At 69.6% G+C, this 13,019-nt stretch carries 15 protein-coding genes; 5 read left to right on the top strand and 10 right to left on the bottom strand.

Going from position 1 to position 13,019, the window contains the following annotated elements:
* Positions 1 to 32: 32 nt before the first annotated feature.
* Genes VF592_RS01155 through VF592_RS01145 form a run of 3 tightly spaced genes read right to left on the bottom strand, consistent with a single transcriptional unit; the run spans position 33 to position 2,079 of the window.
* Positions 33 to 1,163 carry a CDP-alcohol phosphatidyltransferase family protein gene (locus tag VF592_RS01155; protein ID WP_331003759.1) on the bottom strand — a complete coding sequence of 377 codons (1,131 nt, stop codon included), beginning with the start codon at positions 1,161 to 1,163 and terminating at the stop codon, positions 33 to 35.
* A gap of 59 nt (positions 1,164 to 1,222) precedes the next feature.
* A complete protein-coding gene (locus VF592_RS01150; RefSeq protein WP_331003758.1) occupies positions 1,223 to 1,639 on the bottom strand; it encodes an adenylyltransferase/cytidyltransferase family protein in 417 nt (138 codons plus the stop codon).
* The gene (locus VF592_RS01145; protein ID WP_331003757.1) at positions 1,636 to 2,079 is read right to left on the bottom strand and encodes an HIT family protein; all 444 of its coding nucleotides are present in this window, start codon (positions 2,077 to 2,079) and stop codon (positions 1,636 to 1,638) included. Before VF592_RS01145 ends, VF592_RS01150 begins: the two co-directional genes overlap by 4 nt.
* 137 nt (positions 2,080 to 2,216) lie before the next feature.
* Here VF592_RS01145 and VF592_RS01140 point away from each other — a divergent pair, with 137 nt between their 5' ends.
* Positions 2,217 to 3,287: a patatin-like phospholipase family protein gene (locus tag VF592_RS01140; protein ID WP_331003756.1), complete on the top strand. Its 1,071-nt coding sequence runs from the start codon at positions 2,217 to 2,219 to the stop codon at positions 3,285 to 3,287.
* Here VF592_RS01140 and VF592_RS01135 read toward each other — a convergent pair.
* The 6 genes from VF592_RS01135 to VF592_RS01110 all read right to left on the bottom strand — a co-directional run bounded on the left by VF592_RS01135 (position 3,262) and on the right by VF592_RS01110 (position 7,604).
* Complete coding sequence (locus VF592_RS01135) at positions 3,262 to 3,819, bottom strand: DNA-3-methyladenine glycosylase (RefSeq protein WP_331003755.1); 558 nt, start codon at positions 3,817 to 3,819, stop codon at positions 3,262 to 3,264. The genes VF592_RS01140 and VF592_RS01135 overlap by 26 nt on opposite strands.
* 115 nt (positions 3,820 to 3,934) lie before the next feature.
* Complete coding sequence (locus VF592_RS01130; protein WP_331003754.1) at positions 3,935 to 4,606, bottom strand: OmpA family protein; 672 nt, start codon at positions 4,604 to 4,606, stop codon at positions 3,935 to 3,937.
* 80 nt (positions 4,607 to 4,686) lie between these two features.
* Positions 4,687 to 5,553, bottom strand: coding sequence for a YsnF/AvaK domain-containing protein (locus VF592_RS01125; protein ID WP_331003753.1), 867 nt, complete (start codon positions 5,551 to 5,553; stop codon positions 4,687 to 4,689).
* Positions 5,550 to 5,954 carry a YsnF/AvaK domain-containing protein gene (locus VF592_RS01120; protein ID WP_331003752.1) on the bottom strand — a complete coding sequence of 135 codons (405 nt, stop codon included), beginning with the start codon at positions 5,952 to 5,954 and terminating at the stop codon, positions 5,550 to 5,552. The genes VF592_RS01125 and VF592_RS01120 overlap by 4 nt, the downstream gene beginning before the upstream one ends.
* A gap of 142 nt (positions 5,955 to 6,096) precedes the next feature.
* A complete protein-coding gene (locus VF592_RS01115) occupies positions 6,097 to 6,738 on the bottom strand; it encodes a 2-dehydro-3-deoxy-6-phosphogalactonate aldolase (RefSeq protein ID WP_331003751.1) in 642 nt (213 codons plus the stop codon).
* A complete protein-coding gene (locus VF592_RS01110) occupies positions 6,735 to 7,604 on the bottom strand; it encodes a 2-dehydro-3-deoxygalactonokinase (RefSeq protein ID WP_331003750.1) in 870 nt (289 codons plus the stop codon). The genes VF592_RS01115 and VF592_RS01110 overlap by 4 nt, the downstream gene beginning before the upstream one ends.
* A 202-nt stretch (positions 7,605 to 7,806) precedes the next feature.
* On the opposite strand from VF592_RS01110, the gene VF592_RS01105 reads away from it, so the two are divergent.
* The 4 genes from VF592_RS01105 to VF592_RS01090 all read left to right on the top strand — a co-directional run bounded on the left by VF592_RS01105 (position 7,807) and on the right by VF592_RS01090 (position 12,701).
* Positions 7,807 to 8,733, top strand: coding sequence for a Gfo/Idh/MocA family oxidoreductase (locus VF592_RS01105; RefSeq protein WP_331003749.1), 927 nt, complete (start codon positions 7,807 to 7,809; stop codon positions 8,731 to 8,733).
* A 292-nt stretch (positions 8,734 to 9,025) separates the two neighbouring features.
* A complete protein-coding gene (locus tag VF592_RS01100) occupies positions 9,026 to 10,189 on the top strand; it encodes a PHB depolymerase family esterase (protein WP_331003748.1) in 1,164 nt (387 codons plus the stop codon).
* A gap of 54 nt (positions 10,190 to 10,243) precedes the next feature.
* Positions 10,244 to 11,911: an MFS transporter gene (locus VF592_RS01095; protein ID WP_331003747.1), complete on the top strand. Its 1,668-nt coding sequence runs from the start codon at positions 10,244 to 10,246 to the stop codon at positions 11,909 to 11,911.
* Positions 11,912 to 11,948: 37 nt separating this feature from the next.
* The gene (locus VF592_RS01090; protein ID WP_331003746.1) at positions 11,949 to 12,701 is read left to right on the top strand and encodes a sulfite exporter TauE/SafE family protein; all 753 of its coding nucleotides are present in this window, start codon (positions 11,949 to 11,951) and stop codon (positions 12,699 to 12,701) included.
* A 12-nt stretch (positions 12,702 to 12,713) separates the two neighbouring features.
* On the opposite strand, the gene VF592_RS01085 is transcribed toward VF592_RS01090, so the two are convergent.
* Positions 12,714 to 12,986, bottom strand: a complete 273-nt coding sequence (locus tag VF592_RS01085; protein ID WP_331003745.1) for a hypothetical protein — start codon at positions 12,984 to 12,986, stop codon at positions 12,714 to 12,716.
* Between the last annotated feature and the right edge of the window lie 33 nt (positions 12,987 to 13,019).

Here is a 13,019-nt window from a genome sequence, read left to right as displayed (position 1 = left end):
ACGCTAGGCCGCCGGAACGCGCCCGGCAAGCGTCAGACGAGCCAGCTCAGGATCGCGCCGCCGCGCGCGCGGACCGCGAAGGCCTGCAGGAGGCGGACGAAATGAACGATCAACGACAGCAATGTCCACCCCGCCACCGCGACGATGCCCCAGTCCGGGCGCCCGATCAGCAGCGACGCGAACAGGATCACCATGTTGGGATTGCGCCGGGCCGTGACGAGCCGGAAACGGCTGTCGAACCGTTCCCAGACATGGATGTGCATCCCGTAGAGCCGCATGAACGCCCCCTCGATCACGCGTTGCGCGACATAGCCCGCGATCATGGTGGCCATGACGATCCAGAAGGTCCCGTCGTCCAGCGGACGGCCATAGGGTGCGCAGCCCACCGCCCAGGCCCACCACCAGAAGGGCGGGTGGACAAGGTCGATCCCATGATCCCAGATGTTGCCGATCGCCGAGGAAGTGATCGTGCACCGCGCAAGCTTCCCGTCCACCGTGTCGAGCACCATGAAGGCGAGCCCGACCGCCAGTCCCGTCCAGAACCAGCCGTACCAGAACGCCACCGTCGCCAGCACGCAGCCCAATGTGCCCAGCGCGGTGACCCCGTTGGGCGTGACCCCGATCCGCGCGGCCAGCCGGGTGAGCGCGAACGCCCATTCGGGCCAAAGATATTTGGTGAGGAGGTCGGTCACGCCCTTATATGCGCCCTGGTAGCTCGCGCGCTCGATCGACTGGATATTCTCGGGAACGAGCCGCTCGGCGAAGGGACGCTCGCGCTTGCGGAGCGCCTCGTTGAGAATGCCGGCTTCGTCCTCGGCGGCGATCACGCGAAGCCCGGTCGCGGGCGATGCGGTGCCGGCCAGCATCGCGTCCTCGACCGCTCGGCGCGTCGCCGGGTCGATCACATGGGCCAGCACCGGCACATCGCCCCGCGTGACCATCGTATCCGGAAGCCGCGCGAGGTGCGTCGTCCAGTTCGGATCGAACGCGTAATCGAGATTGGCGAGCAACACCGCCCCCGCCGGCTCCGCAGGTCGTTCCGCGCCGTCCAGCTTCTGCGCGCGCGCGATGCGGCGGAGACGCTCGGCGTTGGTCATGCCCCAGATCCGGGTGGCATTGTCGCCTACCGGGACCAGGCGCGGGCGTTCGATCGTCGTCGTCATGTCGCTCCCGCCCCTACACGACCGACACCGTACGTCGAGGGGCGGGCCCGCCGCTCGGGTCAGGAGGAGGCCAGCGCCGAGTCCTTTTTGCGGCTCGTCGACGACACGCCCGATGTATAGGGCACAAAGGCGCAGTGGACGCCCACCGCCTCCAGCTTGCGGCGATATTCCTCATATTTGGGACTGCCGAACCAGTCGTCGCCGACCAGCCACACGTCGAAGCGCATCCGCTCCCAGGCCGCGAACTTGTCCTGGTCGTGCTGCGCCACGACCGCGTCGACGCCGCGCAACGCACGCACCATCTCCATCCGCTCGTCAAAGGGCACGACGGGCTTCTTGCCCTTGTAGGACGCGACCAGCTCGTCGGTGGAGACCGCGACGATCAGCTTGTCCCCGAAGCCCTGCGCCGCACGGATGATGCGCACATGGCCGAGATGGAGCAGGTCGAACGTGCCGGCGGTGTAGACGAGCGTCATGCGTCGGCCCCTTGCATCAGCGCGGCCCTGACCGCCGCCAGCGCGTCGGCGTCCATGGTGTTGACGAAGCCGAGATCGGGCTGCTTCGGCCAGCCGGGATCGGTCCAGGTCACCCCGCCCATCTCGCGCGCATCGGCATAACGCGGCAGGGCGTGAAAATGCAGGTGATCGTCGACCATCATCAGCGCCAGGTGGTTGAACTTGTCCGCCCCGAACGCGGCGCGCGCCCGACGTTCGAACCAGGCGACCGCCTCCACCAGCGCCGCCGCCTCGGCCGCGTCGATCCCGCCAAGCGACGCGTGAAAGCGGTTGGCGCTGATCACGCATGCGCCCAAGGTGCAGGCGCCAGGACGCAGCGACACCGTCCAGCCTTGGGTGCGGAAGAGCGACAGCTCCTCGACGCGGAACTTGTCCCGGAACTCCGCCAGCGTTTGCGGCATCGGCTTTTCTCCAACGGCTCGGTGTCCTGTTGCACGCAGGGAAGTAGCGATCCCCGCCGGCCGGGCAAGCGCGGTCGGCGCTTTCACGCCGCATCGTGCGTTGGGACGCGGTACGCCCATCTCCATGAAGGCCGCCCATGACCGACCGACCGTACCGGATCGCCCTTGTCCTCAGTGGCGGCAACGCGCTGGGCAGTTGGCAGGCGGGCGCCTTCGCCGCGCTGGCGACGCGCGGGATCGCGCCCGACTGGGTGTCGGGGGCGTCGGCGGGTTCGATCAATGCCGCGATGATCGCCGGCAACACGGCCGAGCAGGCGGTCGGGCGGCTGCGCGAATTCTGGACCCCCGCCCCCAATGGCGGCGCGGCGTGGTGGCCCGCCGAAATCGACGCCTGGCGTCGGACGGCGGCGGTCTCGGCGGGCTTGGCGATCGGGCGTTTCGACGCCTTTTCGCCCCGACCGTTCTTCGGCGAACCCTGGGCGTCGGCCGGCGAGGGCGTGGCAAGCGTGTTCGATACGGCGCCGATGGCCGCGATGCTCAGGCGATCGGTGGACTGGGACCGGGTGGCGAGCGGCCCGACAAGGCTGTCGATCGCCGCGGTGGATCTGGCATCGGGGGTCGACGTCGTGTTCGACTCGGCGCGCGAGCGGCTGGGTCCCGACCATGTGCGCGCCAGCAGCGCGCTCCTGCCCGCCTTTCCCGCCGTCGAGATCGGCGGGCGTCATTATGTCGACGCGGGCCTGTCCGCCAATCTGCCCGTCGACGCCGTGCTGGCCGGGCCGCCCGCCGAACCGTTGCTGTGCATCGTCCTGGACCTGCTGCCGCTGTCGAGCCCGGTCCCGCGCACGATCGGGGAGGCCGTGGGGCGAATGCAGGATCTGATCTTTGCTGCCCAATCGCGCCGCGCGGTCGACGCCTGGAGCGAGGTCTATCGACTCCACGGCGCCGCTGCCCCCGTCGTGACGCTGGCGCGACTGGCCTATGCCGACCAGTCGCGCGAAGTCGCCGGCAAGGCCTTCGACTTCTCGCCCGAATCCGCCGGTGAGCGCTGGGCGGCGGGGGAGGCGGCGATGACCGCGTTTCTGGATCGGCTGGCGGCCGGCGCGGTTCCGATGGGCCGTCCCGGGCTCACCGTCCTCGACGCCATGGGCGAGGCGGCGCTCGACCAGGGAGCGTTTCGGATCAGGCGCCTGGAAATGGGCGGCTGAGAAAGCGCGAGCCCGCCAGGCCGAAGCGCCAGGGCCGCTCGGCAGCCTTGGTGATGCCGATGCGCGGGCCGGTGACGATGGGTGGCTCCCCGCTGCGCGGCAGGAGCGCGAAGGGCGGCGTGTCGAGCCTCAGCCCGTCCTGCCGCGCGTCCACCCCGAGCGCCTGGCATAAACGGCCCGGTCCGGCGCACAGCCTGCGTGGATCATCGGTGCCGCGGCGCGCGGCCATGATGTCGGGCCCGCGCACCGGTTCGATCGCGCGCAGGAGCACCGCCGCGCCGGGCTCGACGCCGCCGACGATATTCAGGCACCAATGCATCCCGTAGATGCGGTACACATAGACCTGGCCACCCGGGCCCCACATCGCGCGGTTGCGCGCGGTCGGGCCGGCGAAGCTGTGCGATGCGGGATCGCTCGCCTCATAAGCCTCGGTCTCGACGATCGGCCCGCCGACGCCGTCGACCAGCAGTTCGCAACCGATCAGCGCGCGCGACAAATCGATGATCGGCTGGGTGAAAAAGCCGGGGGGCATCAGAACGGACGATCCCGGCCGGTCACACCGATCGGCGACATGCCCGTTCTCCCGAAAAGAAAAGGGCGGCGGAGGTCATGCCCCCGCCGCCGCATCAGGTCCGTACGGCTTCGGCTCAGCGCGACACGATCACCACCTCGGTACGGCGGTTTTCCGCCTGGCCGCCGGTGGTGGCGTTGGTTTCGACGGGATCGCTCTCGCCGCCCGACGCGGTCTCGACACGGTCGGCGGACACGCCCTTGGCGGCCAGCGCCGCCTTCACGGCATTGGCGCGGGCAAGACCCAGTTCCGCATTGGCGGGTGCCGACCCGCGCGCATCGGCATAGCCGACCACGCGGATGCGCGAGTTCGGATAGGCCTGGAGGATCTCGCCCATCTGGTTCAGGTCCTCCTGATCGACGGGGCGGATGTCGCTCTTGGCCGTGTCGAAATTGAGCTTGTCGAACTGGAAGGTCCGGGGCGTGGGCTCGGTGCCCGCCAGGAAGTTTCCGACCTGCTCGTTCAGCCCGCCCGCCGTCACCGCGAGAACGCGGCCGCCCGGCAGATTGACGTTGCCCGTCGATGTGGTCGTCGTGGTCGTGGTGGTGTTGGTCACCGCCTCGGTCTCGTTAGTCACGACCGGCGCGACCGCCGTCTCGTCGCGATCGCAGCGGCTCAGCGCGAACAGCAATGCCAGCAGCCCGAGCGCGAGCAGCAGCCAGGGCAGCCAGTTGAACTTCTTTTCGTGACTCGGCCCGAGATGGACGTGGCTGGGCTCGCCCGGCCGATGGTCGTCGTTATTCGCCATGCGTGTGATCCTCGCCTAGGATAATACGAATAGGGGCGCGCACGTTTTCCCGCGCGCACGCCCCCATCGGACCCGATCGCTCAGTAGCGGTCGGTCTTGTCGGTCGACGAGAAGCCGGTACGCGTCGTCTCGTTGTCGACATCGACTTCCGTGCGGCGCACGGTGTCGGACACGGTCTCGGTGCGATCCGAACCCTCCTTGCGGACGACCACCTCCTCGACGACGCGCGCGGTCTTGCCGACCACGGCCTCCTCGGCGGTTTCGGTCATCGAGATCTCCCGCTCGCGAAACGCGTCGGTGTCGGTCGTCCCGATCGCGCGATCGACGGGGCGACGCTCAACCTGCACATGCTCCTCATGGAGGCGGACCTGCTCGCTGACGGGCGTCTCGACGACATAGGAGCGAACGCGCACGCCGCCCCGGTCGACTTCGCGCTTGCCGACGACCAGCTCTTCCTGGACGACCTCGAGGCGCTCCTCGTTGCCGGTCGTCAGGCGATCGGTCATGTCGGAATCGCGCGAGGCACCCAGGCCGAGCGCGGAGCCGATACCGGCACCGGTCGTCGTGCCGCGGTTCGACTCGTAATCCCAGCCGCTCTGGCGCCAGCTGGACGTACGATCGTCAAGATCGATCGTGTTCGCGCTCTCCAGAATGCGAACGGCTTCGTCCGCATTGTCCTCGTCGACTTCGGCGGTCAGCAGGGCACCGCCGCGTTTGATGCCTTCCTCATAGGTATGACGATCCTCGTCGGGGAGGAACGCACCCTTCAGGTTGGACCAGAAACCGCGATTCTCATGGGTCGAATAGGCGCTCGACTCGGAATAGCCGGTGCTCGCCTGGTCGTGGACATGGACTTTGCTGATATCGATCGATGCGGCTTCAAGGCGGGCCTTGGCGGCCTCGGCGTCGGCCCGGCTGTCGAACAGGGCGGTAAGGGTACGGCTCATAGGGAACTCTCCTTGGGGGATGGGGGATTTGAGGGTTCGCGTTCCACGACCGCCTGCATGACGCGCAGGCGAACGGCTTCGTCCAGATGCTCGACGGACCGGATGCGCTTCAGATGCACCTCCTCCTTGAGCACCAGGCGCTTCTCGACCACGAGGATTTCCTCGACGACCGGGATCACCACCGTGTCGCCGTCCTCGCGAACGGGCGGCACCGAATCGACCTCGCGCCCGATGGGCACACGTTCGACTTCGACATGATCGCGAAAGAGGTCGGCGCGCGCATGACCGGTGTGCCACTGCACTTCGGTCCGTACTCGCACCCTGCCCGTCTCCACTACTTCCTTGGAGACGATCAGTTCCTCCTGAACGAGCGGAATTACTTGGGTGTCTTGCTCGTTCATCCTGCCCTCGAAACAAACGGCGTGGAGCCGGCCTAACGGGGGGGGCGAACGCATGTTCCAATTGGGGGAGATTCGGGGTCGAAAACGGGCAATTTTGCGACGAACAGAGTTTGGACGCGGCCAAACACGGATCTGTCTCGCATCAGCCCGGTCGCATGGCCTTCCACGCCTGCACAAAGGCTCGTGCAGTCGCGCCCACCTGGCCAGCGCTCATGCCCGGCTTGTACAACGCCGAGCCGAGCCCGAACCCGGCAGCGCCCGCCGCAAGCCAGGGCGCCATGCCGTCGGGTGCGATCCCGCCCACGGGCAACACGCGCAGATCGGCCGGCAGCACCGCGCGCATCGCCTTCAGCACCGTCGGGCTCGACCCTTCGGCGGGAAACAGCTTGAGCGCGGTAGCGCCCGCGTCGAGCGCCGTGAACGCCTCGCTGGCGGTCGCGATGCCGGGCACCGACACCAGCCCGCGCTCGGCGGCCGCGGCGATCACCCGCCCGTCGGCATTGGGCGAGATAATCATCGTTCCACCCGCCGCCTCGACCCGCGCGACGGCATCGGTCGTCAGCACGGTGCCCGCGCCCACCTCCGCGCGGCCGCCGAGCCGTTCCGCGAGCCGGGCGATGCTGTTGAACGGTTCGGGGGAGTTCAGCGGCACCTCGATCAGCGAGAACCCCGCCTCGACCAGCGCCTCGCCCACGCCTTCCGCTTCTTCGGGCCGCAACCCGCGCAGGATCGCGACCAGCGGGAGCCGCGCGAAAGCGGCATCGAAAGTGGACAGGTTGCTCATCGCGTCAAGCTCCGGATCAGGGTGGTGCCCGCGACGAACGCCGTCACGGTGTCGATCAGCTTCGGCGTCCCGCCCAGTTCCTCCACCGCCGCCACGTACAAGCCGCCCAGCGTCGCGTCGGACAGGATGAACGCCTCCCGCCCCGCGACCGCGGCACCGCCGACATCGGCGCCGATCAGCAGCCCGCTGACGTAATCGGCCCCGTCCGCATCGGCCCGGTAGCCGAGGAGCCCCGCCGCGCGCGTGCCGAACAGCGCGGACAGCAGGGGCCGGGATTGCGCGTCGCGTACCCCCTCGCGGAACGCGGGACCATCCGCGATTTCCCCGCCGAGCTGGGAAGACAGGATGCTGTGGTCGCGCAGGAGGGCGAACAGCTCGCCGGTCATCGCGGTCGAGAATCGGCCGATCGCGCCGTCCTCCATCTCGACCCATTTATTATGCGTGCCCGGCTGCGCGAGCAGCGCGGTCGGCGGCACGAGCCCTGCCGCGACCGCGCCGAACAATTGCACCTCCTCGCCCCGCATGACGCTGGGCGCCGCCGGGTCGCGCCAGGCGATGCCGGGAACGATGGCGGTTCGCGCGGGTTCGATCCAGAGAAGGCGCTGGGCTAGATCCTCGGCGCGGGCGGGCGCATCGACATAGGGTGCCTCGCGCCAGCCGCGGTTCGATCCCGCCATCCCGGCGATCAGCACCGGCAGGTCGCCGAGCGCGGCCCGTATCCCCGCGATCGCGTCTTCGTAGCCGGCCCCCGCCATCTCCAGGATGCCGCGATCGTCGCGCCCGGTGGCGCGCACGACGCCGTCCTCGATCCGGTATTCGCGGCGGTTGCTGGTGCCCCAGTCGATCGCGATGAAGGCGTCGCTCACTGCCGGGCTCCAGCCATCGCGCGGACGCGGACCGGGCTCTCCGCGACGGGGTTCATCGGCTTCGACACTTATCGACCTCGCAACTATTCGGTGCCCGCCTGAATGCTGCGGTTCGGCGGCGCTGTCCACCGCTTGCCATGTCCGCCGCCGCCCGTCAGGAGACGCGCGAACGCCGTTCGTCGATGTCGCGAGGAGAAAAAAGGTGACGCAACCAATCCGGCTGGCTCAGGTGGGAATCGGCAAGATCGCGCGCGACCAGCATCTGCCCGCGATCGCCGGCGACGATCGCTTCGCCCTGGTGGCCAGTGTCGACCGCAAGGGCGGGGTCGAGAGGCTGCCGGTATTTCCCACGATCGACGCGCTCGTCGCGGCGGGGCTGGGCGTCGAGGCGGTGTCGCTGTCGACCCCGCCGGCGGGGCGCCGCGCATTGGCCGCCAACGCGATCGCGGCGGGGCTGCACGTCATGCTGGAAAAGCCGCCCGCGGCCACCTTGTCCGAGATCGACGACCTCGCCGCGCGCGCGAAGGCGGCGGGGGTGACCCTGTTCACGAGCTGGCATTCGCGCGCCGCCGCCGGGGTCGAACCCGCCCGCGCCTGGCTCGCCGACAAGCGCGTCACCGGCCTGCGGATCATCTGGAAGGAGGACATACGCCGCTGGCATCCGGGGCAGGAGTGGGTCCTGGGTCCCGGCGGCTTCGGCGTGTTCGACCCGGGAATCAATGCCCTGTCGATCGTGACCGCGATCCTGCCCCAGCGCCTGTTCGTCGAGGCGGCGACGCTGCGCGTTCCCGAGAATCGCGACGCGCCGATCGCCGCGTCGCTGAACCTGCGCACGGGCGAGGCGGCGGGATCGGCGGAGCTGGACTTCCTCCAGACCGGCCCGCAGAGCTGGGACATCATCGTCGACACCGATGGAGGCACGCTCAAGCTTCACGACGGCGGCAGCCGGCTCGAGCTTCCGCATGAGACGCCCGATGTGGGCGCCAACCGCGAATATCCCAACCTTTATGCCCGCTTCGCCGAACTGGTCGCGGGCAGGACGTCGGACGTGGATGTCCGGCCGCTCCAGCTGGTCGCCGACGCGATGCTCATCGCCCGGCACGAGCGCGCCGAGGCGTTCGCCTTTTAGAGGCGGGCGCGGCTCGCGGCGTAGCGGCGGCGCGATAGTCCAAACCCAGCGCCGCGCCCAGGATGAACCCGCCCGGCGCGAAGATGATCACCGCGGCGAGGCCGAGGCGGCTTTTGGTGTCGATGCCCATGCTCCCTTCTAGCATGATCGGCTGAACGGCGCCTTGCTGTCGTCCGTCGATCGGCCGCGTCCAGCGCCGGTTGCGCCGAACCGAAACCGAACGCATATTTGTGCAGTGCAGCAACGAATCCCGGCCGTTTGCGTTCTTTGACGCGATCGGCCCGCGTTGCTGATGACCGAATGGAAGGCCGCGCCCGTGACATCCCTGTCGAAGACCATCGCCCAGCTCGCCGCCATGAAGGGCGCCATGCCCACGTCCCGGACCACCGCGACCCGTTTGACCGAAGTGCCTGCCCCGTCGCCCAATCCCGGCGCCTTGCGAGGGTGGAGCCACCTTCCGGCCGGGCTCGCGCCGGGGGCGCCGCTGGTGGTCGTGCTCCATGGCTGCACGCAGACCGCGGCCGGCTATGACGCCGGTACGGGCTGGTCGACCCTGGCGGACGAACAAGGCTTCGCGCTGCTCTTTCCGGAACAGGTGCGCGGCAACAACGCCAATCTCTGCTTCAACTGGTTCGAGCCCGCCGATATCGGCCGCACCGGCGGCGAGGCCGAGTCGATCGCGCGGATGACGACGGCGATGATCGCGGCGCACCACCTGGATCCCGCACGCGTCTTCGTCACCGGGCTGTCGGCGGGCGGGGCGATGACGGCGGTGATGCTCGCCGCCTATCCCGAATTGTTCGCGGGCGGCGCGATCATCGGCGGCCTTCCCTATGGCTCGGCGTCGACCGTGTCTGAGGCGCTGACTCGGATGCGCGGCCAGGGCGGGGCCGACGACGCCGGACTGGCGAGTGCGGTCCGGCATGGTTCGTTCCAGCACCGCGGACGCTGGCCCAGCGTGTCCATATGGCATGGCAGCGCGGACGCGACCGTCGCCGCCGCCAACATGGACGGCCTTGGACGCCAATGGCGCGGCGTTCACGGCGTAGAGGCGAGCGTCCCGGCCGTCGAGGCCGGGCCCAATTGGACCCATAGCGTGTGGCGCGATGCGGACGGGCGCGACGTCGTCGAGGAATGGAGCGTGACGGGCATGGGTCACGGCGTGCCGATCGACCCCTCCGGGCCCGCGCGCCTGGGACAGGCGGGCGCCTACATGCTCGACGTCGGTCTTTCGAGCACCGCCGCGATCGCGCATTCCTGGGGGCTGATGACGAAGCGGCAGGACGCGGCGGAAGAGGCTGCAACGCCGCGGCTCGCGCCGGTTCCGCCCGCGGCGCCGCGCCAGGCCGGGCCCGCGAAGCAGGGCTGGACGATGCCGCCGCCTCCTCCCGGCCGCGCGAGCGCGGTCCAGGACACGATCGAGGCCGCGCTCCGATCGGCCGGCCTGATGCGGTGATCCGCCCTTGAAGCGCATGCGTCGGAACCGGCATAGGCCCGCATGAGCGACGCCATGACTACCCCAGCCGATCCCGCCGCGCGCACGTCGCCCCTGTCGCCGTTCCGCTATCCCGTGTTCCGCGACGTGTGGATCGCCACGCTGGTGACGCGGTTCGGGGGGTTGATCCAGTCGGTCGGGGCATCATGGCTGATGATCTCGCTGGGCGCGTCGGCGATGATGGTGACGCTGGTCCAGGCGTCGACCACGCTGCCCGTGATGCTCTTCTCGCTGATCGCGGGCGCCCTGGCGGACACGTTCGACCGCCGGATGCTGATGCTGGTCGCGCAGTTGTTCATGATCCTGGTATCGGTGCTGCTGTCCGCCGCCGCGTGGTTCGACGTGCTGACGCCCTGGCTGCTGCTGCTGTTCACCTTCCTGATCGGGGCGGGGGCGGCGCTCAACGGGCCGGCCTGGCAGGCGTCGGTCGGCGACATGGTGCCCCGCGCCGAACTCCCCGCGGCGGTCGCGCTGAACGGCATGGGATTCAACGTCGCGCGCAGCACCGGCCCGGCGGTGGGCGGGCTGATCGTCGCGGGGGCGGGCGCGGCGGCGGCGTTCGCGGTCAACACGGTCAGCTATCTGGGGTTGCTGGTCGTGTTGCTGCGCTGGCGCTCTCCCGTGCGAGGCGAGCGGCTGGAGCGCGAGACGCTGGGCCGCGCGATGATCGCCGGGATACGCTATGCCGCGCTGTCCCCGCGCATCGTCGCGGTGCTGGTGCGCAGCCTGGTGTTCGGGGTGGGGGCGAGCGCGATCCCGGCGCTGATGCCGCTCGTCGCGCGCGATCTCGTCGACGGCGGCCCCCTCACCTTCGGGCTGCTGCTCGGCGCGTTCGGCGTCGGCGCGGTGGCGGGCGCCTATTTCGCGAGCGGCTGGCGCCGGCGACTGTCGGCCGAGCTGTTCGTGCGCGGGTCGATGGTCGCGCTCGCCGCGGCGGCGGCGGCCACCGCGGTCAGCGGCTCGACCGCGCTGACCATGATCGCGCTGCTCGTGGGCGGCGCGGGCTGGGTCCTCGCTCTGTCGACCTTCAACGTCACGGTGCAGATGGCGACGCCGCGCTGGGTCGTCGGGCGCGCGCTGGCCCTGTACCAGATGGCCGCGTTCGGCGGCATGGCGCTGGGGAGCTGGCTGTGGGGTTGGGCGACCGAGCGCTTCGACGTGTCGGCCGCGCTGCTGGGATCGACGGGGGTGCTGGTCGCCTGCCTGCTCCTCGGCCTGCGCTTTCCGCTGCCCGCCGCCGAGAAGCTCGACCTCGATCCGCTCGGCCGGTGGAAGGAGCCCAAGCTGGCGCTGGCGATCGAGGGACGCAGCGGCCCCGTGGTCACGACCATCGAATATCGCATCGCCGAGGACCGCCTGCCCGAATTCCTGAAGCTGATGACCGAGCGGCGGCGGATCCGGCGGCGCGACGGCGCGCGACACTGGTCGCTGCTCCGCGATCTCGCCGAACCCGATCTCTGGGTCGAGCGCTACGACACGCCGACCTGGACGGAGAATGTCCGCCATAACGAACGCGCCACCAAGGCGGAGGCGGATATCGGCGACCGGCTGCGCGCGTTGAACCGCGACGAGCGCCTGCATGTCCGCCGCATGATCGTGCGCGATCTGGATACCGTGCTCGACGAGGATGACGGCGTCGCGGCCTTTGGGCAGCCGTTGACCGACCCGTTGCGCCAGTCGTGACGGCGGCGCTTCGCGAAACTGCGCGGACGGGCGGCTGATGTTTGGGTTCGACCCCTTGTTCCTGCTGGTCGGCTGCGTGGCGGTGATCATCCTGGGGTTGAGCAAGGGCGGCTTCGTCGGCGTGGGGGCGCTCGCCACCCCGCTGCTCGCGCTGGTGATCGGCCCTGTCGAAGCGGCGGCGATCGTCCTGCCGATCCTGGTCGTCCAGGACATGGTGAGCGTCTGGGCGTTCCGGCACAGCTGGGATCGGGGCATCATCGCGCTGATGGTGCCCGGCGCGGCGATCGGCATCTTGATCGCCTGGTGGTTCGCCGCCGAGCTGCCCGAATCGGCGATGCGGCTGATGCTGGGGCTGATCTCCGTCACCTTCGCCGCGCGCAGCCTGTGGATACAGCGCGGCGGACGGGTGCCCGCCCCCGCCGATCCGCCGCGCGGCTTCGGCTTCGTGATGGGTGTCGCGTCGGGGGTGACGAGCCAGATCGCCCATGCGGGCCAGCCGCCCTTCCAGATTTACGTGCTCCCCAAGCGACTGCCGCGCGACACGCTGGTGGGCACGACCGCCATCTATTTCGCGTCGCTCAACTGGATCAAGCTGCCGGCCTATCTCGCGCTGGGCCAGTTCACGCCTGCGCATCTGACGGCCAGCCTGGTGCTGCTGCCGCTGGCGGTGGCCGCCACCTTCGCCGGGGTGTGGCTGGTCCGCCGCGTCGACCCCGCGCGCTTCTACACGGCGATCTACGTGCTGATGCTGCTGATCGGCCTCAAGCTGACCTATGACGGGCTGGCCTGAGTCGCGAGCGGATCAGGAGGCGGTGCGGGCATGCTTTCCACCGTAGAGCCGGCCCAGATAGCTGGTGACGCGCTGCATGTCTTGCGACGCCGCGAGCGCGGTGTCGGGGCAGCAGGGCAGCGGGCCGTCGGCCGCGCCGGTCGCGCGCAGCTCGACCTTGCGGCTCAACTCCTCGAGATCGGCGCGGCTGAGCACGTTCTTCTCGCGCAGCAGGCAGAGCAGGCTCTGCAGGATGATGAGGCTCTCGTCGCCGGAGTCGACGGCGGGTTGGTGGGCGGATGCCATGATCGCTCTCCTTATATCTTAAGGAGAAACTAC

Origin of the sequence: Sphingomonas sp. (genome assembly GCF_036388435.1) — a bacterium.
Classification (GTDB): Bacteria; Pseudomonadota; Alphaproteobacteria; order Sphingomonadales; family Sphingomonadaceae; genus Sphingomonas.
This window is presented reverse-complemented; position numbering and strand designations above follow the sequence as displayed.